Below are 21601 nucleotides of genomic sequence, written 5' to 3'. Positions count from 1 at the left end.
GTTCCTGATGAGGAGGTCGTCGGCGTTCAGCCGGTGCCGCCTGGCCTCCAGCGCCCTGTCAGGGCGTGCGCAGGCGGACCGGGCCGAACAGGCCGGTGCTGCGCTGGCCGGGGAAGACGAAGTGCGTGGGGCTGACCTCGTCCAGGTACGGGGCGAGCGTGCCGAGGACGAGGACCTCGACGGTGTTCTCACCCTCGTCCAGCAGCACGTCGAAGGTGTAGGGCGAGCAGACCCTGATGCCGCAGGGCCGCCCGTTCACCGTCACCTCGGCCGTGCCCCGGACCCTGCCGAGGTCGACCACGCCCGGCCCGGCGGGGGCGGCGATGGTGGTGCGGTAGCGGACGCCGCCGCTGTAGCCGGACAGGCCGCGCTCCTCCCAGTCGCCGAGCCGCATCCGGCCGGGGCCGCAGGTGAAGCGGACGGGGCCGGTCAGCTCCCCGGTGACCTCCAGCTCCGTTCCGCGGATCCGTACGGGACCGGTCGCGTCCGCCTCGATGCCGGTCACGCCGGGCGGCGGGTCCAGCAGGAAGCGCTCCACGCCCGGACGGCCGCCGGGCACGGTGAACGTCGCTGGCAGGGCGGTGGGCAGACCGTCGAGCCAATCGGCCTCGGGCAGCGGGTGCGGCCGGGTACGCAGGTGGAGCGCGGCGGGGTCGCCGTGCTGGCGCCGCCGTACGCGCGGGCGCGACGTCCAGCCGGGGCCGGAGACCGCGAGCCCGTCCACGAGCACCCAGCCGTCGGACTCCACGGTGATCGTGTTGTCGCCGGGCCGGAGCAGCCGGGTCACGTCGTAGCGGCGCACCCGGGGGATGTCCGCCTCCTCGTACGGGTCGAACCCGCCCTGCCTGCCCGCCTCCTCCCCGTTGACCAGCACCCGGCAGAACGCGGTCGAGGCCACCTGCACCGGCTCGTACGGCGGCTCGCCGACGCGCACCGTGGCCTCCATGGAGCCGCCGATCCACTCGGGCCGGACCGCGTCCGCCGGGTCGGCGACCAGGCAGGCGTAGGCCCGCAGGTCGAGCCGCTCGTCGGGGATCAGTCGCAGCTCCAGCAGGTGTTCGCCGGGCGCGACCGGCGAACGCGAGACCGCGGCGTACCCGGAGTCGTCCAGCGGCAGCTCCTCGCCGTCCAGCCACACGGTCTTGGCCGCCCCGGCTCCGACCGCCAGCCAGCCGGCGCTCGGAACGGTGAGCACGCTGCGGAAGCGCGCCTCCTCGCCCGCCTCCACCTGCCCGAACGCCAGGAACTCGCCCGGCACGTGGCCCTTCGGCCCGAGGGTCTCCCGGTGGATCGGGTCCTTGCGCAGCCCGCGCGAAGGCGACCACACCGAGGGCGTCCACGGCCCGGCTCCCACCCGCTGCTCCCCGCGCGGCGCGAAGGTGGCGTGCGCCGGCTCGCCCTCCGGCGTGCGCAGCGTCCATCGCTCGACGACGGCCTGCGTGCCGAAGTCCGCCCACGTGTCGTCCAGGGTCGGCACCAGCTCGACGTCCCACTCCTCACCGAGGTCCACCTCGTGGGGGTACGACGGAGGCGTGGACACCTCGGCGGCGGTCCCGTCGAAGATCAGCAGCGCGGCGGGCCCGTCGTCGAAGGGCACGACCACCTCCACGGCGTCGCCGTCGCGGGTGTGCGGCAGCGCCCGGGTCTCCCCGCTGAACGGAGAGGCAAGCAGCGGCGTCCCGGACACGCCCCGCACCTTGACCCGCATCTCCTTGGCGTAGCGCCCTGGGTCGAAGTCAATGGCGGCGTCCAGCCAGCCCAGCTCGACGCCGCGCTCCTCGGGCCGTCCGACGCCGATCCTGCTGGCCATGGGATGCGTGGCGGTCAGGAACACCAGCGTGGTCTCGCCGACCTCGCGCACCAGCGGCGGCACGGGCGCCTCGACCCGCCGTTCGAGCCCGGCCAGCGCCTCCCCCAGCTGCTCGCTCGTCTCCACCAAAGCGGCCGGCAGCCCTTCCGGCAGCGTGCCGACCGCGACCAGCAGCCCGCCGTCGGCGGCGAACTCCGTCAGCCGGGCGGCCACGTCATCGTCGAGCACGGTGACGGCGGGCAGCACGATCGCCCGGTACGCCTCGGTGGAGACGGACAGCCGGCCGCCCTCGACGCTCGCCCGCCGTACCGAGTCCTCGTCGATCACGTCCGCGTCGAGGCAGAGCCGGTCGAGCACGCCCGGCACGGTCGCGAACCAGGCCATGTCGCCCACGATCTCGCGGTAGACCTCCTGCGCCCGCGCGGCCTCGGGAGAGACTCCGTCCAGCGAGGTGCCAGCCTGCGACGTCGCGGAGGGCAGGACAACCGCGACGTCGCAGGCGTGGCGGCCCAGGGAGAGCGCCGCGCACAGGCGGGTGACCGCGTCGGCGAAGACGCGGTGGTGCCGCCAGTACGGCTGGCGCCAGTCGGTCGACGGGGGCGCCCACTCCCACCAGCCGCGCCTGGTCGTGTAGTAGACGGCGTGCGGGTTGTAGAGGTTGGCACCGGCCCGCAGCCAGGGCAGCAGCCAGTCGAAGGTCTCCTCGAGCGTGCCGCCCCAGCCGCTGGAGTGGAACGCCTCGATCCAGGTGCGCGGCCGGCCGTACAGGTGGGCGAGCGAGGAGTGCAGGCGCGCGTCGCCGTGGTGGTCGGAGCCGGGCGCGCTGAACCAGCGATGGGTACGCGCGTAGTCGCCGTACAGCCGCACCCCGTCCACGGGATGCCCGGCGCGGGCCGGGTCCTGCTGGTCGCAGCCGTTGAGCAGGCCGTGGCGCTCGTGCCAGGCGGCCAGCGGCCGGAAGAACGCCTCCTCGGCCAGTTCGGCGCGGGTGAGCTGGTAGGCGTGCCAGTCCGGCTCGTCGAGCGAGAAGGGCCGGCCGCGCCGGGCCGCGTACTCCTCGGCGAACGTGGCCGACCAGGTGGGCAGGGTGGGCAGTTCATCCTGGAACGACCCGGCGATCACCTTGCCGAACCAGTGGCCGACCCGGCGCTCGAACTCCCCGTGCACCCGGTCGAGCAGCACCGCGCAGGCGTCGCGGGACAGGTAGTCGAAGCCGCGCGTCGAGACGGAGCCGTCGGCGGCCAGCCACTGACCGGCGAACTCCGGATGTTCCTGAACGAGCCGGGCCTGCAGGTCGGCGCCGGAGAAGCCGAGCTGGTCGTAGAACCACAGGTACGCGCCCAGCTCGAAGGCGTCGGCGCAGACCCCGTCCAGCAGCTCCCACCACGCCTCGGACAGGAACGGCGGGTCGTCGGCGTCGGAGCCGAACAGCGGCCCCGACGGCGCCAGGTTGAGGATGACGAGGTTGCGCACTCCCCCGGCGACCAGGCGCTCCATCTGCCAGCGCAGCCGGTCGCGGCGGAGCGGCTCGCCGCTCCACCACCAGATGGCCGCCGGGGAGAACTCCCGCGGCGGGTGGCGCAGCACCTGGAAGACGGTCATCCCTTGAGCCCGCTGGCGAAGCCCTTGATGACGTAGCGCTGCAGGGCCAGGAAGACCAGCACGATCGGCAGCGCGCCCAGCACGAGCCCGGCGAAGACCAGGCCGTGGTCGGAGACGTACTGGCCGACGAAGGCGAAGACGCTGACCGGGACCGTCTCGAACCCGGAGCCGCCCAGGTAGAGCAGCGGGGTGAAGAAGTCGTTCCAGATGAAGACGGCGTTGAGGATGAGCACGGTGCCGGTGATGGGCCGCAGCAGCGGGAAGATCACCCGGGTGAAGGCGGTCAGGTGCGAGGCGCCGTCGATCTGGGCGGCGCTGGCGTAGTCGCGGGGCAGCGCGCGGATGAAGCCGGTGTAGAGGAAGACCGTGAAGGGCAGCTGGATGCCGGTGTAGAAGAGGATCATCCCGGCGTGCGTGCCGATCAGCCCCAGGTCGGTCACCAGCTCGTAGAGCGGGATCATGCCGAGCTGGAACGGCAGCACGATGCCCAGCAGGAAGAGGATGTAGAGGCCGTACCCGAGCCGGGTCTGCACGCGGGCCAGGAAGTAGGCGGCGAACGAGCCGAGCGCGATGAGCGCGACCAGGCTGACGACCGTGATGACCGTGCTGTTCACCAGCGAGGGGCCGAGCGCGGCGGCCGTCCACGCCTTGCCGAAGTTGGCCAGTGTGGGCGGGTCCGGCAGCGCCAGCGGCGACTGGGAGATCTGCGCCGGGTCCTTCAGCGACAGGGAGACCAGCGTGTAGACGGGGAACAGGAACGCCACCGCCACCGCGATCATCACGATCTCCAGCAGGAACGTCCTTCTCATGCGGTCACCTCGCGGCTGCGCAGATAGTAGACCTGGACGAGGGAGACGGCCGCCACGAACAGCGCCAGCACCAGCGCGATGGCGGTGCTGTAGCCGAACTTGCCGAACACGAACGCCTGCTTGTACAGCACCGTGGACAGGGTCTCCGTGGCGTAGCCGGGGCCGCCGTTCGTGGCGGCGAAGACCTGGTCGAAGAGCTTGAGCCCGCCGATCGTGGAGAGCATGAGGTTGATCGTGACGGCGGGGGCGAGCAGCGGCCAGGTGACGTAGCGGAAGCGCTGGAACGTGCCCGCCCCGTCGATCATCGCCGCCTCGTGCAGCTCCTTGGGCACGCCCTCCAGCCCGGCCAGGAAGATGACCATGGAGTAGCCGGCGTACTGCCAGACGACCATGCCGGCGATCGACCAGAGCGCGACCGAGGGGTCGCCCAGCCAGTCCACGTGCAGGCCGAGCAGCCCGTTGAGGCCGGCCGACGGGTCGGGGTTGTAGACGTACTTCCACAGGAACGCCACCATGACGGGGCTGACGACGACGGGCGCGAAGAAGATCACCCGCAGCAGCGCCCTGCTCTTCAGCTTGGCGTTGACGCCCAGGGCCAGCAGCAGGCCGACGCCGTTCTGCACGGCCACGATGGCCACCGTGAGCAGCAGCGTGTTGCCGATCGAGCCCATGGCCTGCTCGTCGTGCAGGAGCGTGCCGAAGTTGGCCAGCCCGACGAAGGCCATGTCCTGGCCGATGCCGCTCCAGTCCGTGAAGGCGTACACCACGCCGGCCGCGGCCGGGTAGAGCACGACCAGCGCGTAGACGACGAGGGCGGGCGCGGCGAACAGCCAGGACGGGGAGGCGGCGCTGAACCGCCGCCTCCGCCGCGAGACCGCCGACTGCCGCCGCATGGTCAGGGAAGTCACTTCTTGTATGCCTCGTCCATCTTCTTCAGTGCCTCGTCGATGCTCGACTTGCCGGCCAGCAGCTCCTGGATCACCGCGAAGTGCACCGGCTGCACCTCGGCGTTGGGCCAGCGCTGGTCCATGAACGGCACCGCCCGGTCCTTGGTGAACGGCAGGAACGACTCCACGGCCGGGTCGATGGTGGACGAGGCGTCCTGGGTGAGCGGGATGGCGGCGATGGCCTTGGCCCAGGCGTTGATGTTCTTCTGCTTGCCGAGGAAGTCGATGAACGCCTTGGCCTGCTCGGCGTTCTTGCCCTTGGCGTTCGCGCCGAGCCCGACGACCACGCCCGCCGGGATCCAGACCTGGTTGGCGTCGTCGGCGCCGGGCACCGGGAACATCGACAGGTCGTCCGGCGAGGAGGCCGCCTTGCGGAAGTCGGGCAGCACGGCCGACACCTGGATCGCCATGCCGGCCTTGCCGGTGGCCACCATCGAGATCTGCTGCTCGAACGTGGTGCCGTTCGGCTTGTCGTTGAAGAAGCCGCGCTTCTGCAGCTCCAGGTACATCTCCATGGCCTGCCGCCAGCCCGACTGGGCGAACGTGGCCTGCCCGGCGAGCTGCTTGTCGTCGAACGTCGGGTCCTTGGCGTAGACGGTGGAGGGCACCAGCGCGTACGTGATGAGCTGGGTGACCCACGGCGTCTGCGCGCCCAGCGCGATCGGGACGATGCCGGCCTTCTTCAGCTTGTCGCAGACGGCGAGGAACTCCGTCCACGTGGTCGGCGGCGCGTCCACGCCCGCCTTCTGGAAGGCCTTCTTGTTGTAGACGGCGCCGATGACGGAGGAGCCGGCGGAGTAGATGTAGGTCTTGCCGTCGAGCTGGAAGGCGGGCTTGAAGCCGGCCGGGATCGTCTGCGTCCACGCCTGGGCGGACAGGTCGGCCAGCAGCCCGGCCTTGGCGATCTGGCTCATGGACATGGCGCTGCCGTTGCCCGGATAGACCACGTGCAGGTCGGGGCCGTTGCCCGCGCCGAGCTGGGTCCGTACGGAGGTCTGCACCTGGTCGGTGGGGGCGTACGAGGCGGTGAGCCGCACGTCCGGCTTGACCTTGCCGTAGGCGGCGATCAGCTCGTCCAGCGGCGCCTTCTGGTCGGCCACGCCCACGACCTTCAGGTCGACGGCCGCCGCGCCGCCTCCTCCGGTCGTGGCGGTGGTCTCGGGCTTGGTCGAGCAGGCGGTGGCCGCCGCCGCCACCGCGAGGCCCCCCATCATGCGGAAGAACTGGACCCGGCTCATTCGGGCGTCATGCAGATCGGTCATGTCATGTCTCCTCGCCCGGCGCTGGGGAGCCGATACGAACGTTTTAATGACGGGCCTGTTAAGTTAACAGCCAACTTTGTTAAATCTGAGGGATGTCGGGAGGCTACGAGTCGCCCGAGGAGGGTGTCAAGAGTAGGATCCGCAACCGTCCTAGCGAGGGTGAGGGCTTTGGTGAAGTCGCGGCAGCACACCTCAGGCAAGTCCGCCCGGTGGCGGGACATGGCCGAGCACATCGTCCGGCGGGGCTCGGCCACGGTGACGGAGCTCGCGGAGAGCTTCGAGGTGAGCGTCATGACCGTGCACCGCGACCTCGACGAGCTCGAGCGTCAGGGCATGGTGCGCAAGGTCCGCGGCGGCGCCACCGCCCAGGCCTCCAACGTCTGGGAGAGCAACATCGCCTACCGGCTCCAGGCGCACACCGCGGAGAAGGACGCGATCGCCAGGGTGGTGGCCGGGCTGATCGAGCCGGGCAGCTCCGTCATGCTCGACGACTCCACCACGGCGCTGGCCGTCGCCCGCCACCTGGGCGAGCTCGCGCCGCTGACCGTTTTGACCAACTTCCTCGAGGCGATCAGGCTGCTCGCCGATACGCCCGACATCCGGCTCATCGCGCTCGGCGGCGAGTACCACGCCACCCACGACTCCTTCCTGGGGCTCGGCTGCGTGGACGCGGTCGAGGCGGTCAGCACCGACGTGGTCGTGGTCTCCACCTCGGCGGTCTCCGACGAGTACGCCTTCCATCAGGAGCAGGAGATCGTGCTGGTCAAGCGGGCGATGCTGCGCTCCGGGACCCGGCGGATCCTGGCCGTGGACGGCTCCAAGCTGGCCAGGGTGGCCCTGCACCGGGTCGCGCCGCTCGACGACTTCGACGTCGTCGTGGTCGACTCGGGCGCGCCCGCCGAGATGCTGCAGCGGCTGCGCGACCGGCACCGGCGGGTGGAGGTCGCCGAGTTGTAACAGCATCATCTGTGATTTGTAACTTAAGTCTTGTTAAGACCTTGCCTGCTTGCTACAAAGTGAGGGCTTTCGCCCCCGCACATGAGGAAGCAGCATGCACACGCGCCGTTCATTCCTCGGCCTCAGCGCTTTAGCCCTGGCGTTCAGCACCGACCTCGCCGACCCGTGGACGGCCGGCGCCACGGTCAAGGGCGACTATCCCTTCCAGCTCGGCGTCGCCTCCGGAGACCCGCTGCCCGACCGGGTGATCCTGTGGACCCGGCTGGCGGTCAGGCCGCTCGAGCCGCTGGGCGGGCTGCCGTACAACAAGATCAAGGTCGATTGGGAGATCGCGGAGGACGAGGGCTTCACCCGGCGGGTTGGGCATGGCTCCGTCTGGGCCGCCCCCGAGTACGGCCACTCGGTCCACGTGGACGCCAAGGGCCTGCGGCCGGGCCGCGACTACTTCTACCGCTTCCGCACCGGCGGCGAGCTCAGCCCGGTGGGCAGGACCAGGACGGCGCCCGCGCCGAGAAGCAGCCCCGAGTCGCTCCGGCTGGCCTTCGCCTCGTGCGCGTCCTGGCAGGACGGCTACTACTCCGCCTACCGCCACCTCGCCGAGGAGCAGCCCGACGTGGTCTTCCACCTCGGGGACTACATCTACGAGTACGGCATCGTGCCCTCGGGCGGGAACCGCAACACGCCGGTGCCCGAGCAGTTCCGGGTGCAGTGCGACACGCTCGACCGCTACCGCGTCCAGTACGGCCTCTACAAGAGCGACCCCGACCTGCAGGCCGCGCACCATGCGGCGCCGTGGATCGTCACCTGGGACGACCACGAGGTGCTCGACAACTGGGCGGGCCGGTACGGCCCCGGCGGCGAGGTGACCGAGCAGGACTACCTGGTGATCCGGGCCAACGCCTTCCGCGCGTACTGGGAGAACATGCCCATCCGGGTGCCCGCCGTGCAGGGGCCCGACGCGCGCATCTACCGCCGCTTCTCCTTCGGGGACCTGGCCGAGTTCAACGTGCTGGACACCCGCCAGTACCGCGACGACCAGGTCTGCGGCGACGGGCAGCAGGTCAACTGCGCGGAGCGGCTCGACCCGGCCCGCCAGATGCTCGGGCCCGAGCAGGAGAAGTGGCTGCTCGACGGCCTGGGCGCGTCCCGCGCCAAGTGGAACGTGCTGGCCCAGCAGGTCGCCATGATCCAGCTCGACTACGACGCGGGGCCCGCGCAGAAGCTCAGCATGGACCTCTGGGACGGCTACAAGGCCGCCAAGGACCGCGTGCTGAACGGCATGGTGGAGCGGCAGGTCAGCAACCCCGTCGTGCTGACCGGCGACATCCACTACAACCTGGCCGGCGAGCTCAAGGCGAACTTCGACGACCCCTCGTCACGCACGGTCGGCGTGGAGTTCGTCGGCACCTCGGTCAGCAGCGGCGGCAACGGCAACGCGAGCACCGGTCTGCCGCCCGGCGGCAGCGACCCGGTCAACCCGCATCTCCGCTTCTCCAGCTACCAGCGCGGTTACGTGTCCTGCGAGGTCACCAGGAGCCAGTGGCGGGCGGACTTCAAGGTGGTGCCGTACGTGGACCGGCCCGGCGCCCCCGTCTCCACCAGGGCCAGCCTCGTGACCCTCGACGGCGTGCCCGGCCTGCACGCGCTCTGACAGGAAGGACCGATCATGCGACTCCTCACCGCCGCGCTGGCCGCCGCCACCGTCCTGACCGCCACGGCCGCGGCCTGGCAGCCCACCGACCCCCCGTCGGTCCCCTCGGTCAGGATCAAGCCAGGGGCCTCCAAGGGCACCGGCAAGCTCACCCCGATCGCCGGTTCCGACCGGGTGGTCGCCCCGCTCGGCGTGGACCCGGCCTGCCCGGCCAAGATCGAGATCGGCATGCGCAGCGACGCGAAGACGCCCTCGTACGCGAACCTGTCCGTGGAGGTCGACCAGCCGCTGTCCGCCTCCCGTTCGATGCTGACCAGCTACCTGCCGCCCGGCTACGAGCTCGGGGCGAAGCTGCTGATCGCCGTCCCGCCCACCGCCTCCGAGGGTTCGTACGCGCTGCGGCTCAAGACCGCGAGCCAGACGCTGTCCGTGCCGGTGCAGGTGGTGACCCTCGACCAGCTCGACAACGGCGGCAATCTCGCGCTCCGCCGCCCCGTCACCGCCTCGTCCCAGCACACCAACGCCAACTACCCGCCGTGCAGCGTCGCGGACGGCGACTCCGGCTCCAACGGCTGGGCCGGCGGCAACGGCTGGAACGACGCCACGGCCAGGGCCTGGCCCGACACCGTGGCGATCGCGCTCGGCGGCCCCAAGCAGATCTCCCGCGTGGACCTCTACACCCTGCACACCGAGCGCTACCCGGCCTCGATCTTCGGGCTGCGCGACTGGGACGTCCAGGCGGGGCTGAACGGCCAGTGGCAGACGGTGGCGCAGGTCCGCGGCAACACGGCGGGCAGCGCCCGCTCCGATTTCACGCCGGTGACGGCGGACGCGGTCCGCATCGTCGCCCTGGCCTCGAACGGCGCCAACGACTACACCCGCATCACGGAGGTGGAGGTCCGCTAGGAAAAATCTTCGCGCCAAGGCGCCGAGCCTGTCCATCGGGGGCCTGCCCGTTCGTCGTGAGGGTGTCACGAAAGAACACGGAGCGCCCCCGAGTGGGCGCTGGACGGGAAGGCGCATCATGCCCGATTTCCTCGCAGCCACCTATTTCATGGGTCCGCGCAATGACTTCGCCCGGTCCGCGCTGCCCGGCTCCCCGGTCAAGGCCGCCAGGCAGCGGAGGACCAGGAGGTTCCGGCTGGCTTTCGCCGGCGTGCTGATCAGGCGTACCGTCGAGCCGGTCAGCTAGGAGGAGCCATGCGATACGTGATGTTCGTCTGCGACAACGAATCCGTCGGGGTGCCCATGGAGGACGCCGACCCCGCCTCATGGGTGCGGGAGATGGACGGCCGGGGAGTACGTCTGCAGGGTGCCCGCCTGCGGCCCGGCAGTGACGCCACGACCGTCCGGGTGCGTGGTGATGAGGTGCTGCTGTCCGACGGGCCGTTCGCTGAGACGAAGGAGCAGATCGGCGGCTTCGACCTGATCGAGTGCGACAACCTGGACGAGGCGATCGAGATCGCGTCCAAGCATCCCTCCGCCAGGTTCGGCTGGGTCGAGGTGAGACCGCTTTGGGAGGAGTGAGCGCGAAGGCCGTGGGAGGCTGCTTTGGCCTCGGGACCACGAGATGAGGCCGCTTTGGCCTCGGGACCACGAGATGAGGCTGCCTTGGCCCGGGGACCAGGAGATGAGGCTGTTTTGGCGGGAGTGACCGCCGAGGTCGAGGCGGCGGTCGCCGAGGCGTTCCGCCAGGAGTGGGGCCGCGTCGTCGCGACCCTGATCCGGGTGACCGGCGACTGGGATCTCGCCGAGGAGTGCGCGCAGGAGGCCTTCGCGCTGGCGCTGGAGCGCTGGCCGCGCGACGGCCTCCCGCACCGCCCCGGCGCCTGGCTCACCACGACGGCGCGCAACCGGGCCGTGGACCGGTTGCGCCGCAGGTCGACCGAGGCGGCCAAACTACGGGAGGTGGCCACGACGGACTCCGGTGATGACCCCTTCAGCCCCGGCGACGACAGCGGTATCGAGGACGACCGGCTACGGCTCATCTTCACCTGCTGCCACCCGGCGCTGCCGCTGGAGGCACGGGTGGCGCTGACCCTGCGGACCCTGACCGGCATGACCACGGCCGAGATCGCCCGAGCCTTCCTGGTCACCGAGGCGACGATGGCCAAGCGCCTGGTCCGGGCCAAGAGAAAGATCAGCAATGCCGGCATCCCGTACCGGGTGCCGCCGGCTCACCTGCTCCCGGAGCGGACCGGCTCGGTGCTGGCCGTGCTGTATCTGCTGTTCAACGAGGGCTATTCCGCCAGTACGGGCAGCGACCTGGTGCGGTGGGACCTGTGCGCGGAGGCCGTCCGCCTTGCCCGCCTGCTGACGCGCCTCATGCCGGACGAGCCCGAGGCGTACGGTCTGCTCGCGCTCATGCTGCTCCACCACTCCCGCCGCGCCACCCGCGTCGACGCCACCGGCGGCCTGGTGACCTTGGAACGCCAGGACCGTACCCGATGGGACCGGGACGAGATCGACGAGGGCGTCGCCGTCCTGGAGACGGCCCTCCGGCATGACCGGGCGGGGCCGTACCAGCTGCAGGCCGCCATCGCCGCCTGCCACGCCACCGCCGCCGACGCGGCCGACACCGACTGGACGCGGATCGCCGAGCTCTACCGGCAGCTGGTACGGGTCGTACCGTCGCCGATAGTGCGGCTGAACCAGGCAGTCGCCGTCGCCATGGCCGACGGCCCCGCGGCGGGACTCGAGCTGGTGGAGACCCTCCACGCCGCCGGCGAGCTGACCGGCTATCACCTGCTGCCGGCCACCCGCGCCGACCTGCTCCGCCGCCTCGACCGCCGTGCCGAGGCCGCACGCGCCTACCGGGAGGCGCTCGACCTGGCGCCCACCGAGGCCGAGCGCCGCTACCTGGCCGACCGGCTCGCGGAGACCGTTTCCGGCGGCGAATCCTGAGGGCGCGGTGCCACACCCTGAAACCGGACGCGACCCGACCGGGCTCAGGGTGTGGTGCCACACCCTGAAACCGGGCCGGCCACCCGGCCGGGCTCAGGGCGCGCCTTGCCCCGGTTGCCCGTGCGGGCACAGAAAAACGGGCCTGAGCCCGCGCGATGCGGACCCAGACCCGTGATGCCTGTCAGGTCAGGCGGCGACGATGTTCTCCGCCTGCAGGCCCTTCTGGCCCTGGACGACGTCGAAGGAGACCTTCTGTCCCTCGACCAGCTCGCGGTAGCCGCCGTTGGCGACGATGTTGGAGTAGTGAGCGAAGACGTCGGCGCCGCCGTTGTCCTGCGCGATGAAGCCGAAGCCCTTTTCGGAGTTGAACCACTTAACGGTTCCGGTAGCCATGTCGATCTCCTTCAGATACATACCTTGACGGGCCGGATTCGCGACTCGAATCCCGTGTCGCCGTTGATAAGCCCATCCGGAGATGACCGGTTAAGAAAAAACGCGCCTGACGATCATGCTCTGTCAGGCGCGCATAAAGTCTTTTATGGGTACCACAACTGCAACTCCCTCAATCCTAGCACACGTTCCGGGGATCACCCCGCCATCGGCAGGCTGCGATCCAGACCGGTGATGCGCAGCAGCTTCGACATGAACGGGCGGGGCGAGGACAGGGCCACGGTGATGCCCATCGGCCGGGCGCGCTGCTGGATGCCGACCATCACGGCCAGACCGGAGGCGTCGCAGAAGGACACCTCGGACAGGTCGAGGATGAGCAGGCTGGTGCTGGACTTCAGGATGTCCAGCAGGCGCGAGCGCAGCGCCGGACTGGTGAACATGTCGAGCTCGCCGTACAGGCGGACAGTGGTGGGCACGGACGGGTCGGCTCTGCCGAGCGGGAAGGCGTCGACGACGGTCATGCGATGCTCCGATCGGCCAAGAGACGCGGGTGGCTCCAAGCGGGGCGCGCCTTCCGTGTCCTGGTCGGCGAGGTGTCCACCCTCGTTCTCCCATCCGGCCAGGTCGCCGGCCTCCGGTGGCCCGGCAGCCGACTCAGCGGCCGACTCGGGGGCCCGCTCGGTGGCCCGGTCGGTGGGCCGCTCGGCGGGCCGCTCGGCGGGCCTCGGAGGGCCGGGCGGGCCGCCCGCCGCCGGGTCGGGCCCGTCGCCGTGCGGAACGACCAGCAGCCTGACGGTCTGGCCGCCCTCGAGGGTGAGGACGATCAGCTGCGGATCGCCCTCGCGCAGGCAGTCCACCCGGATCTGCCGGCCACGGGCCGGGATGAGGCGCGGAATGTCGTCCCAGGCATCGGCATGCAGGCCGACGCGGAGCGTCGCCCGGCCCAGCCGCTGGTCGGCCGCGGCGACCAGGCCGGGCAACTCGGCAGCGGCGTCGCGGGAGTACGGCCACCACGTTCCGTCCCTGGCGTCCCGCCGGTCGAGGACGGGATCCACCCAGAACCGGACCGTGGAGCGCGCCTCGGCGACGGCGCTCGACGGTGCGGGACGCAGTGTCGATGTCATGATCGTCGGCCTGTCTGGATCTTCACGGTCCCGATAGGGCCCAGGGCCGGGGGCCGACGCCGACCTGAATGCCAACGTTCGGAAAGTCCTCGACGTTTTCAGAGTATCTCCGGATCCCGAAATAACCTTATTTGTGAAGTAAAATGCCGATGCTTTTGGGGTTTCAGCTCGTTTCAGGAGCTCAACCAGGTCAGCGGTGGAACGCGAGGCTGTGGACGGGGTGCTCGCCCTCGGTCTGCAGGCGGTACTCCTGCCCCGACCTGGCCCGGTTCTCCTCGATGACCCGCTCGGACGGCGCCTTCCCGTCGCCCATCAGCGCGTCCTGCATCTTCTGGAAGCGCTCGTGAGCCTCCTGGACGTACCCGGTGCCGAGGGTGGTGTAGTCGATCTGGGTGGAGATCAGCTCGCGCAGGTACGCCTTGTTCGGCTCGAAGGTGACCGGGGCGGGCAGCTCGGGAGCGCACACCTGCTCCGGGTCGCGTCCGTCGTGCCGCTTGAACAGCTCGCCGGCCAGCCGCAGGTGCTCCAGCTCCATGTTGAGGTGGAGCTCCCAGATGTTCTTCACCCTGGGGTCGGACTCGGTCTCCATGAACGAGTAGTACATGTAGCACTCGTTGTACTCGTGGTTGAGCAGCATCTCCCACCAGCTCTCGCCCGGGTCGACCAGCGACTCGTAGTGGGTGACGTGCTCCTCCTCGATCAGGCCGATCTCCTGGTAGAGCTGGCGCGCGATCGGCTCCATGTACATGGGGCCGACGTTCATGTAGAAGTTCATGGTCTGCTGCTCGGCCGCCATGATCGTGAGCGCGTGCAGCTTGGAGATGGGCGCGGTGGTGCTCCGGTCGTACGGCTCGCGCACGTTGTCCACCGGGTCCCGGTGATGCAGGTACGTCGGCCGCCCCGGCATCACCTCGGTCAGCCCGTCCACGATCTTCTCGGCCTTGCGGTGCTCGATCATCTCGTACAGGTTCGCGTACCGGTACAGGTGGTCGAAGTCCTCCAGCACGCCGAACTGGTAGGCCTGCCTCAGATATCCGTCCGGCTCCATCCGGGCCACCCACGCCGTCAGATCCACCGCCACCTGCTCATAGGCGAGCGTGGTCTCCAGCACCGACGACACCCCCGGCAGCAGCCAGTTCACCACTTTCTGCTGCTGCGCCTCGATGTAGCGCACCCGCGCCAGCTGCTGCTTGAGGTCGATGTTGGGGCAGTGGCGGGCCAGATGGTGGCTGAAGAAGATCGCCTCCGTCTCGATCCCGTTCATCGCGATGATCCGGCACCGCGTGTACGGGTCGGCGTGGTCGGGGTCGATGGGCTCGACGTTCAGCTCGCGCCAGTTACGCAGCTGGTCGTCCAGCGGGATGCCCCGCTCCCGGAGTGGATTGAAGGTCATGTGAACAGCGCTCCTTCGAGGCAGGCCGACAGACATCGGATTGCGGCCTACCCGGGACAATCTCCGCACTACACCGTCGAAGGCCCTGGAGATGGCAATGCCCCCGAGACGGTCACCACCGCCACATCCCCACCCGTACCGGAACCCCGGGAGAGGCGTGCACAAGGGGCGGCCCGGAAGGCGCGGGCAGCCCGGCGGCCTGGAGCAGGCTCTGGTCCAGGTCGGTCAGCCCGGCCCGGCGCAGCGGCCACGGCGGGTGCTCCACCGGCGCGGCCGCCAGCCGGCCGGCCACGCGGATGAACAGCAGGAAACGGTCGGCCAGGAAGCTCGCGATCCCGTCGCGCTCCTCCTTCTCCACGGGCAGTCCCGCCGTCACGTCCACGTCGCACCACGCCTCGCCGCGCCCCGGCCAGAGCCGGCTGCACCGGTACCGCGTGTGGGCGCCGTCGGAGCGTACCGACATGTCGGACCAGAAATACGGCAGCCAGTAGCCGGCGCGGCCTCCCAGCGCGGCGGCCAGCCGGCCGGCGTCCAGTGACAGGAACCAGATCCCGCTGCGCCCCCGGCCGTCGCGGACGTAGGTCCGCACGTTCGTCTCCGGGAACGTGGACAGCACCGGCACGGTGGGTGTGCCGGGCAGGCGCACCCCTTCCATGCGGAACGGCGTCAGCCCCACCCAGGCCGCCCCGTCATAGGTCTCCACCGTGAGGCAGCCCGGCACCAGGCGCCGCACGAGGTCCGGCGGGTAGCGCCAATGGATGAAGGTGATGTCCGCCCAGCGGTGGTACATCACCGGCCGGGCGACGCGAGGAGACGGCACCTCGCACACCTGCCCGTCAAGGGCACCGCCATGCCGGGGTTGAAGCGGAAGGAACTCGCGCCTGGCCGCCACGCGCCGGCGACGACATCCGGACCTCTGCCGGCGCCTGCGCTGACCGGCGCCTCACATCGGACGCACGGGCAGCGCCGCCTCCAGCTGGTAGCGGCCGTCCCGCGACGCGGTCGTGAGGCGGCCGCCGCGGGCGGCGAGGCGTTCGGCGAGGTTGGCGACCCCCTGGCCAGGATCGGCTGCGCGGCCGGTCTCCGCCGCACGGCCGGTCTCCGCCGCACGGCCGGTGGCACCGTCGCCGATGACGCCGTCGCCGGTCACGGCATCGCCGATGACGCCGTCGCCGGTCACACCATCGCCGATGACGCCGTCGTTGGTCAGGCGGAGGCGTATCTGGCCGTCGGCGGCGGAGAAGGCGATCGTCACGTGGCGTGCCCGGCTGTGCCGCAGCACGTTGGTGACTGCCTCGCGCACCACGACGGCGAGCAGGGCGTCGTCGGCTCCCTCCAGCGGAGGCCCGGCGTCGATCCGGACCGTCGCGCCGGACGCCTCGAGGACCTCGCGCGCGGAGGCGAGCTCGGACCGCAGCCGGAGCGCGGGTTCCCGGTCGCCGGGAATGGCGCGCAGGTCGGCGAGGGCATCGCGGGCCACGGCGACGATGCCGGCCAGCTCGGCCTCGGCGCGGGCCGGGTCGCGGGCGGCCAGCTCGGCCTTCACGGTGATCGCGGACAGGCAGTAGCCGATCAGGTCGTGCACGTCCTGGGCGATCCTGCGCCGCTCCCGGGCCGCGGCCAGCCCGGCGAGCGCCAGCCGCGACTCGCGCACCTGGTAGACCAGCCGGGTCACCGCGGTCAGCCCGTAGAACATCGCCGACATGCCGCCCACCTCCAGCAGGGCGGCCGGTACGCCCGCGGGCGAGCCGTACCGGATCATGAGCACGATCGGCACGCTGCCCACCACGGCCGCGTAGAGCGCCCACCCGAGCCGCCACGAGGGGATCACGATCAGCAGCGCGGCGGCGGCCCACCCGACCAGCTGGTAGTACGGGCGGTGCGGCTCGAGCAGCGGCAGCCACGCGATCACCAGCTGGGCGGGCAGCGTCCAGGCGGCGTGCCGCGGCCACGTGCCGGGAGGCCGCGGCAGCGCGTGGTACGCCTGCAGGGCGACGACCGCGAGGACCGCGACCCAGTACGCCACCCGCAGCCCGGCCGGCACCTGGGCGCGGGCCACGACGATGATCGCGGCGACCGGGAACCACAGGTAGACGACCGTCAGGATGGGCACCGCGAGGCGCGGGGTCAGATCGCCGGCCGGCGGCAAGGGCGCCGGTTCGGGGCGCCGCCTGGCCTGCTGCGCGGCCTGCCGGGTCAGCGGCGGGATCTCCTCGGCGCGCCCGGCGGCGGCCAGCCCGATGACGGCGGACAGCGCGGAGCCGAGCACGGTCTCCAGGGTGTGACCGGCTCGCTCGCGCTCCTCGGCCACCGTCTGGGCGGCCAGTTCGGCCCGGGTGGCGTGCAGCTCGTCGCGCAGATCGCTGAGCCTGGTGAGGGCGAAGACGACCAGTCCCTGCGTGGCCGTGTTCCCGACGGCGTTGACCCAGACGTAGGGGTCGGCGCCGAGGTTCAGCAGGCCCGTGGCGGCGGCCACGCAGGCGAAGATCGCCCAGCGGAGCGGGCCGCGCGCGACCAGCAGCGCGGAGGCGGCGAAGAACGCCGACGGGCCGCCGAACGGCACCGGCCCCGTCCAGGCGAACAGCACCGCCTGTCCCGCCACCAGCCACCAGCCCCGCAGCCGCCTGGTCCGCGGTGACGAGCACAGGACCTGCAGGCCGAGGGAGAGCAGGGCCGGCACGCCCGGCAGGGCGGCCGTCGAGGGAATCGTGAGGAGAACGAGCACCACCAGGATGATGAGCGTCGACACCCGTTCCCCACCGCGACACGATCTTCAGCGTTCCCGCCAAAGCATCCCACAGGCCGTGCCGCGCCCCTGCGTACGGGCTCAGTCGAGGAAGCCTCCGACCATGCCGTAGAGGTACGCGACCACCATGAAGGCCACCGTGACGAGCGCGAACGCCGTGTACGAGATCCGTCCCGCCGGCCCCCACCACCCCTTCCACCAGGCGCGCACCGAGCAGGCCGCGACCCCGCCGCTGAGGGCGAACGCCGTCGAGGAGGCGATCAGGGCGATCGTGAGGAGCGGGGAGCCGAGGAAGACGGCGTCGGTGGGCGCGACGGCGATCGTGGCGGCGAAGCCGTACGCGAAGAGCAGGACGAGCGCGCTGGTGAGCCAGGCGAGCCACCACGCGGCCCGGTGCCGGGCCGGGCGCCCGCGGAGCCTCCGTACGAGCGCCGCGACCGGCATCCCGAGCGCGGCGACCAGGAACGCGGCCAGTCCCGCGTAGACCGCCCATACGTGGAGCGCGGCGCCGGAGCGCTGGAAGGTGGCCGCCTCCTCCTGGTGGCCCCCGGCGAGCAGGCCGTGGCCGTCGAAGGCGATGCGCTCCTGGCCGCCCCGCTCGGCGAACAGGCCGGGGCCGATGAGCTGCCACGTCTGGTCCGGCTTGGCGGGGTCGCGGGACAGGCCGGTCGTGGTGATCGTCCCGTCGCCCGTGGACTCCACGGTCACGGTGTTGAACAGCGCGCCGGCCCGCAGCAGGTCGCCGCGGATCCTGGTCGAGGTGTACGTGCCCGCGTACCCCGAGGTGTCCCCGCGCACCGGCCGCGGCTCGTCCGCCCGGCCCGGGAAGTAGCGGTCGACGATCCGGGTGATCAGCTCGTCGGCGGCCGTCGTGGAGTCCTCGCCGTTGTAGACGACGTAGACGCCGCTCCTCTGGTCGGGCAGCAGGGCGAGGACGTGGTGGAAGCCGTTGATGTCGCCGCCCTTGGAGAAGATCCGGTGGCCGTTCCTGGACAGCTCCTCCAGGCCGTACCCCATGCCGGGGAGCCGCTCGTCCTGCGTGTAGTGGCGGCGCATCATGGTCGCGCCGATGTCCCTGCCCAGCCGGGGGTCGTTGCCGAGCAGCGCGGCCATCAGGCGGCCCATGTCGGCGGCGGTGGTGACGGGGCCCGTCCCGGAGGCGGGCGACCCGTAGTAGCGCTTGTACGGAACGTCCCCGTCGTACCCCTGGGCGAGGGTGGCGGTCAGCGGGCCGGGCAGCGGCGCGGCGAACGACGTGCCCGTCATGCCGAGCGGCGCCAGGATGTGCTGCCGTACGTACTCGGCGAACGGCCGGCCGGAGGCCACCTCCACCAGGTGGCCGGCGAGGTTGTAGGCGTAGTTGTCGTAGGCGAGCACGGTCCCCGGCGGGCGCACGCGTTCGGGCTGACCGCTCTCGACCACCTTCGCCAGGGGCGGGGCGGCGGTGGGATCCTCCCAGGAGGAGCCGAGCACGTTGTCCTCGAACCCGGCCGTGTGGGTCAGCAGGTGCTCCAGGGTGACCGGCCGGCCGGGGAAGGTGTCCTTGATCTTGAAGTTTCTCAGGTACGTGTTGACGTCCGCGTGCAGGTCGAGCCGGCCCTGCTCCACCAGCTGGAGCGCGGCGATCGCGGTGAACGTCTTGGCCGTCGAGGCCGTGAAGAACCCCGTGCGGGCAGCGTCGACGGGGACGCGCCTGGCCAGGTCGGCGTAGCCGTACCCCTTGGCGAACACCTGCCGCCCGCCCGACACCACCGAGACCGCCGCGCCGGGGATGCGGTGCTCGGCGAGCTGCGCCGGCACCACCTCGTCGACCAGCGTCCCGACGCCTTCCAGATCCGTGGCGAGGTCCGTCGCGGCGGCGGCCGTACCGCAAAGACCGGACACCAGCAGCGCGGTCGTCAGGCCGAGGAACAGGGCTCTCTTCATACCTCCAAGATCGCGAGGCCGGGCGGTCGCGGACCAGTGCCTGGCACCTCGATCCGGTGGGTGAAATACACGAACCGGACACCGGAAATATCATGGTCCTTTCTGCTTCGGGGGGAGTCGAGGGTGATCCGGGTGCTGCTGGCCGAGGACATGCACCTCATCCGGGGCGCGCTGGCCTCGCTCCTGAGCCTGGAGCCCGACATCGAGGTCGTCGCCGAGGTGCCGTCCGGGGACGCGGTGGTGCCCGCGGCGCTGGAGCACCGGCCCGACGTCGCGGTGCTGGACGTGCAGATGCCCGTCATGGACGGGATCGAGGCCGCCGCCGGGCTCGGCGAACGGCTCCCCGGCTGCCGCGTGCTCATGCTCACCCAGCTGGGCCGCCCCGAGGTCCTGCGCAGGGCGCTGGCGGCCCGGGTCGGGGGCTTCATGCTGAAGGACGCCCCGCCCGCCGACCTCGCCGCGGCCGTGCGCCGCGTCCACGCCGGGGAGACGGTGATCGATCCCGCCCTCGCCGCGGCGACCATCACGGCCAGGGCGAACCCGCTGTCACCGCGCGAGGTGGACGTGCTGCGCCTGGCCGCCGGCGGCGACGACCTCGCGGAGATCGCGACCGCGCTCCACCTGACGAAGGGCACCGTACGCAACTACCTGGGGGCGATCGTCACCAAGCTCGACGCCCGCAACCGGCTGGACGCGGTCCGGATCGCCACCGAAGCCGGCTGGCTCTGAACATTTCGTAAAAGTCCGAAGCATGGCGGTATGCGCGGCGATCGCGGCTAACCTGCCGTTCCATGACGTACGGCCCCCAACAGCCACAGTGGTATCCCCCGTACCAGCCGCCTGTCTTCGCGCCGCCTCCGGTGGCGATCGACGTCGGCGGTGACGCCAAGGTGAAGGCGCTGATCGGCGGCTCCGTCGCGGGGGTCATCGGCGTCATCTCGATCGTCTCCGCGTTCACCGGGCAGACGACGGGCGGCTCGGGCTCCGCGGTCGTGGTGCTGATCCTCGGGCTGGTCTTCCTGTTCATCGGGCTGCTGCCGATCATCGCCTGGCGCAAGATCAGCCGGCCGCGCCGGCTGATCTTCGACGGCTTCGGCGTGCGCTGGGACGACCCCCAGGGCAGGCCGTGGGCGGTGTCGTGGAACGAACTGTCCGGGGTGGGCATCTCACGTACGCAGCAGCGCCGCGTCAAGCTGGCCGACTACCTGATCCGCAGGACGATGGTCCGCCTCGACCTCTTCCCCGCCGACCGGGGCTTCCGCGCGCGCCATCCGGACATGGAGCACCTGTGGGAGTTCCACACGGTCAAGAACGGCTACCGGCTCCCGCTGGGCTCGAACCCCAAGTACATCCCGGTCATCGAGCACGCGATGCGCCAGTACCGCCCGGCCGCCTACCTGGGCATCCGCGACGAGGGCTTCATGGTCGGCCTGGTCTGATCCCCGGCCCGCCCCCTCGTCACCCGAAGTCGAGGAAGACGGTCTCCTTCTCGCCCTGCAGGTGGATGTCGAACCGGTAGACGCCCTCGCGCTCCTCCGCCGGCACCAGCGTCCGCCGGCGCTCCGGGGGCAGCGAGTCGAGGAAGGCGTCCTGGCCGAAGTAGATGCGGGTGTAGAGGTGGTGGAGCAGGCCGCGGGCGAACACGCAGACGCTGATGTACCCGGTGCCCGGCAGCAGCGTGCGCAGGGTCCAGCGGCCGTCGCCATCGGTGGGCACCCGGCCGAAGCCGGTGAAGTCGACGCCGTGCCTGCCGAGCAGCCTGCCGCTCACCGGATCGCGCCGGAGCGTGCCCGGCGCCCCCCGCAGGCCGCCGGACGGGTCGGCCTGCCAGAACTCCAGCAGCGCGTCGGGCACCGGCTCGCCCGCGCCGTCGTACACGTACCCGTGGACGATGATCCCGCCCCCGGCGCTCGGTGGGGCGAGGTCGCCCCCGCGGGGGATCGGGAGCGCGAAGCCGTAGAACGGGCCCACGGTCTGGGAGGGAGTGGGGTTCATCTGAAGTGCGGCGCGGAGACCCGGTCCTTTCAGGGCCGGGAGGAAGCACCATCCTCCTTTCGAAAACAGTATGGAAAAATTCGGT

Annotated in this window: 19 protein-coding genes; 8 read left to right on the top strand and 11 right to left on the bottom strand. The window is 71.2% G+C overall.

Annotation, left to right across the window (positions count from 1 at the left end; all coding sequences use genetic code 11):
- Positions 1–58: 58 nt before the first annotated feature.
- Genes AB0H84_RS20635 through AB0H84_RS20620 form a run of 4 tightly spaced genes read right to left on the bottom strand, consistent with a single transcriptional unit; the run spans position 59 to position 6430 of the window.
- Positions 59–3412 carry a hypothetical protein gene (locus tag AB0H84_RS20635; protein WP_357606153.1) on the bottom strand — a complete coding sequence of 1118 codons (3354 nt, stop codon included), beginning with the start codon at positions 3410–3412 and terminating at the stop codon, positions 59–61.
- Entirely contained in the window at positions 3409–4221 is an 813-nt protein-coding gene (locus AB0H84_RS20630; protein WP_357606150.1) for a carbohydrate ABC transporter permease, read from the bottom strand. Before AB0H84_RS20630 ends, AB0H84_RS20635 begins: the two co-directional genes overlap by 4 nt.
- Positions 4218–5129 (bottom strand): sugar ABC transporter permease, encoded by a 912-nt coding sequence (locus tag AB0H84_RS20625; protein ID WP_357606147.1) that lies wholly within the window; start codon positions 5127–5129, stop codon positions 4218–4220. The genes AB0H84_RS20630 and AB0H84_RS20625 overlap by 4 nt, the downstream gene beginning before the upstream one ends.
- Positions 5126–6430: an extracellular solute-binding protein gene (locus AB0H84_RS20620; protein ID WP_357606144.1), complete on the bottom strand. Its 1305-nt coding sequence runs from the start codon at positions 6428–6430 to the stop codon at positions 5126–5128. Before AB0H84_RS20620 ends, AB0H84_RS20625 begins: the two co-directional genes overlap by 4 nt.
- Positions 6431–6601: 171 nt before the next feature.
- On the opposite strand from AB0H84_RS20620, the gene AB0H84_RS20615 reads away from it, so the two are divergent.
- From AB0H84_RS20615 to AB0H84_RS20590, 6 genes are all read left to right on the top strand, one after another.
- Positions 6602–7387, top strand: coding sequence for a DeoR/GlpR family DNA-binding transcription regulator (locus AB0H84_RS20615; RefSeq protein WP_357606141.1), 786 nt, complete (start codon positions 6602–6604; stop codon positions 7385–7387).
- Positions 7388–7481: 94 nt separating this feature from the next.
- A complete protein-coding gene (locus AB0H84_RS20610) occupies positions 7482–9038 on the top strand; it encodes an alkaline phosphatase D family protein (protein ID WP_357606138.1) in 1557 nt (518 codons plus the stop codon).
- Positions 9039–9053: 15 nt separating this feature from the next.
- Positions 9054–9944, top strand: a complete 891-nt coding sequence (locus AB0H84_RS20605; protein WP_357606135.1) for a discoidin domain-containing protein — start codon at positions 9054–9056, stop codon at positions 9942–9944.
- A 118-nt stretch (positions 9945–10062) separates the two neighbouring features.
- Positions 10063–10230 carry a hypothetical protein gene (locus AB0H84_RS20600; protein WP_357606133.1) on the top strand — a complete coding sequence of 56 codons (168 nt, stop codon included), beginning with the start codon at positions 10063–10065 and terminating at the stop codon, positions 10228–10230.
- A gap of 8 nt (positions 10231–10238) precedes the next feature.
- Complete coding sequence (locus AB0H84_RS20595; RefSeq protein ID WP_357606130.1) at positions 10239–10565, top strand: YciI family protein; 327 nt, start codon at positions 10239–10241, stop codon at positions 10563–10565.
- 123 nt (positions 10566–10688) lie between these two features.
- On the top strand, positions 10689–11942 hold the full coding sequence (locus tag AB0H84_RS20590) for an RNA polymerase sigma factor (protein WP_357606572.1): 1254 nt from the start codon (positions 10689–10691) through the stop codon (positions 11940–11942).
- 186 nt (positions 11943–12128) lie between these two features.
- Here AB0H84_RS20590 and AB0H84_RS20585 read toward each other — a convergent pair whose 3' ends face one another.
- From AB0H84_RS20585 to AB0H84_RS20560, 6 genes are all read right to left on the bottom strand, one after another.
- The gene (locus AB0H84_RS20585; protein ID WP_357606127.1) at positions 12129–12335 is read right to left on the bottom strand and encodes a cold-shock protein; all 207 of its coding nucleotides are present in this window, start codon (positions 12333–12335) and stop codon (positions 12129–12131) included.
- Between the two features lie 194 nt (positions 12336–12529).
- The gene (locus tag AB0H84_RS20580; RefSeq protein WP_357606124.1) at positions 12530–13456 is read right to left on the bottom strand and encodes an STAS domain-containing protein; all 927 of its coding nucleotides are present in this window, start codon (positions 13454–13456) and stop codon (positions 12530–12532) included.
- A 190-nt stretch (positions 13457–13646) separates the two neighbouring features.
- Positions 13647–14849 (bottom strand): hypothetical protein, encoded by a 1203-nt coding sequence (locus AB0H84_RS20575; protein WP_357606121.1) that lies wholly within the window; start codon positions 14847–14849, stop codon positions 13647–13649.
- A gap of 112 nt (positions 14850–14961) precedes the next feature.
- A complete protein-coding gene (locus AB0H84_RS20570; RefSeq protein WP_357606118.1) occupies positions 14962–15669 on the bottom strand; it encodes a DUF2071 domain-containing protein in 708 nt (235 codons plus the stop codon).
- A gap of 123 nt (positions 15670–15792) precedes the next feature.
- The gene (locus AB0H84_RS20565; RefSeq protein ID WP_357606115.1) at positions 15793–17598 is read right to left on the bottom strand and encodes a histidine kinase; all 1806 of its coding nucleotides are present in this window, start codon (positions 17596–17598) and stop codon (positions 15793–15795) included.
- Between the two features lie 78 nt (positions 17599–17676).
- Positions 17677–19521: a serine hydrolase gene (locus tag AB0H84_RS20560; protein ID WP_357606112.1), complete on the bottom strand. Its 1845-nt coding sequence runs from the start codon at positions 19519–19521 to the stop codon at positions 17677–17679.
- 123 nt (positions 19522–19644) lie between these two features.
- Here AB0H84_RS20560 and AB0H84_RS20555 point away from each other — a divergent pair, with 123 nt between their 5' ends.
- Both AB0H84_RS20555 and AB0H84_RS20550 read left to right on the top strand, forming a co-directional pair.
- Positions 19645–20250: a response regulator transcription factor gene (locus tag AB0H84_RS20555; protein ID WP_357606107.1), complete on the top strand. Its 606-nt coding sequence runs from the start codon at positions 19645–19647 to the stop codon at positions 20248–20250.
- A 62-nt stretch (positions 20251–20312) separates the two neighbouring features.
- Positions 20313–20960 carry a hypothetical protein gene (locus AB0H84_RS20550; RefSeq protein WP_357606104.1) on the top strand — a complete coding sequence of 216 codons (648 nt, stop codon included), beginning with the start codon at positions 20313–20315 and terminating at the stop codon, positions 20958–20960.
- A gap of 19 nt (positions 20961–20979) precedes the next feature.
- On the opposite strand, the gene pcaG is transcribed toward AB0H84_RS20550, so the two are convergent.
- Positions 20980–21516: a protocatechuate 3,4-dioxygenase subunit alpha gene (pcaG, locus tag AB0H84_RS20545; RefSeq protein WP_357606101.1), complete on the bottom strand. Its 537-nt coding sequence runs from the start codon at positions 21514–21516 to the stop codon at positions 20980–20982.
- Positions 21517–21601: the final 85 nt, after the last annotated feature.

It is taken from the genome of Nonomuraea sp. NPDC050786 (genome assembly GCF_040654115.1).
Taxonomy (GTDB): domain Bacteria; phylum Actinomycetota; class Actinomycetes; order Streptosporangiales; family Streptosporangiaceae; genus Nonomuraea.
Note: the sequence above shows the minus strand (reverse complement) of the source record. Positions and strands in the feature narration are given on the sequence as shown.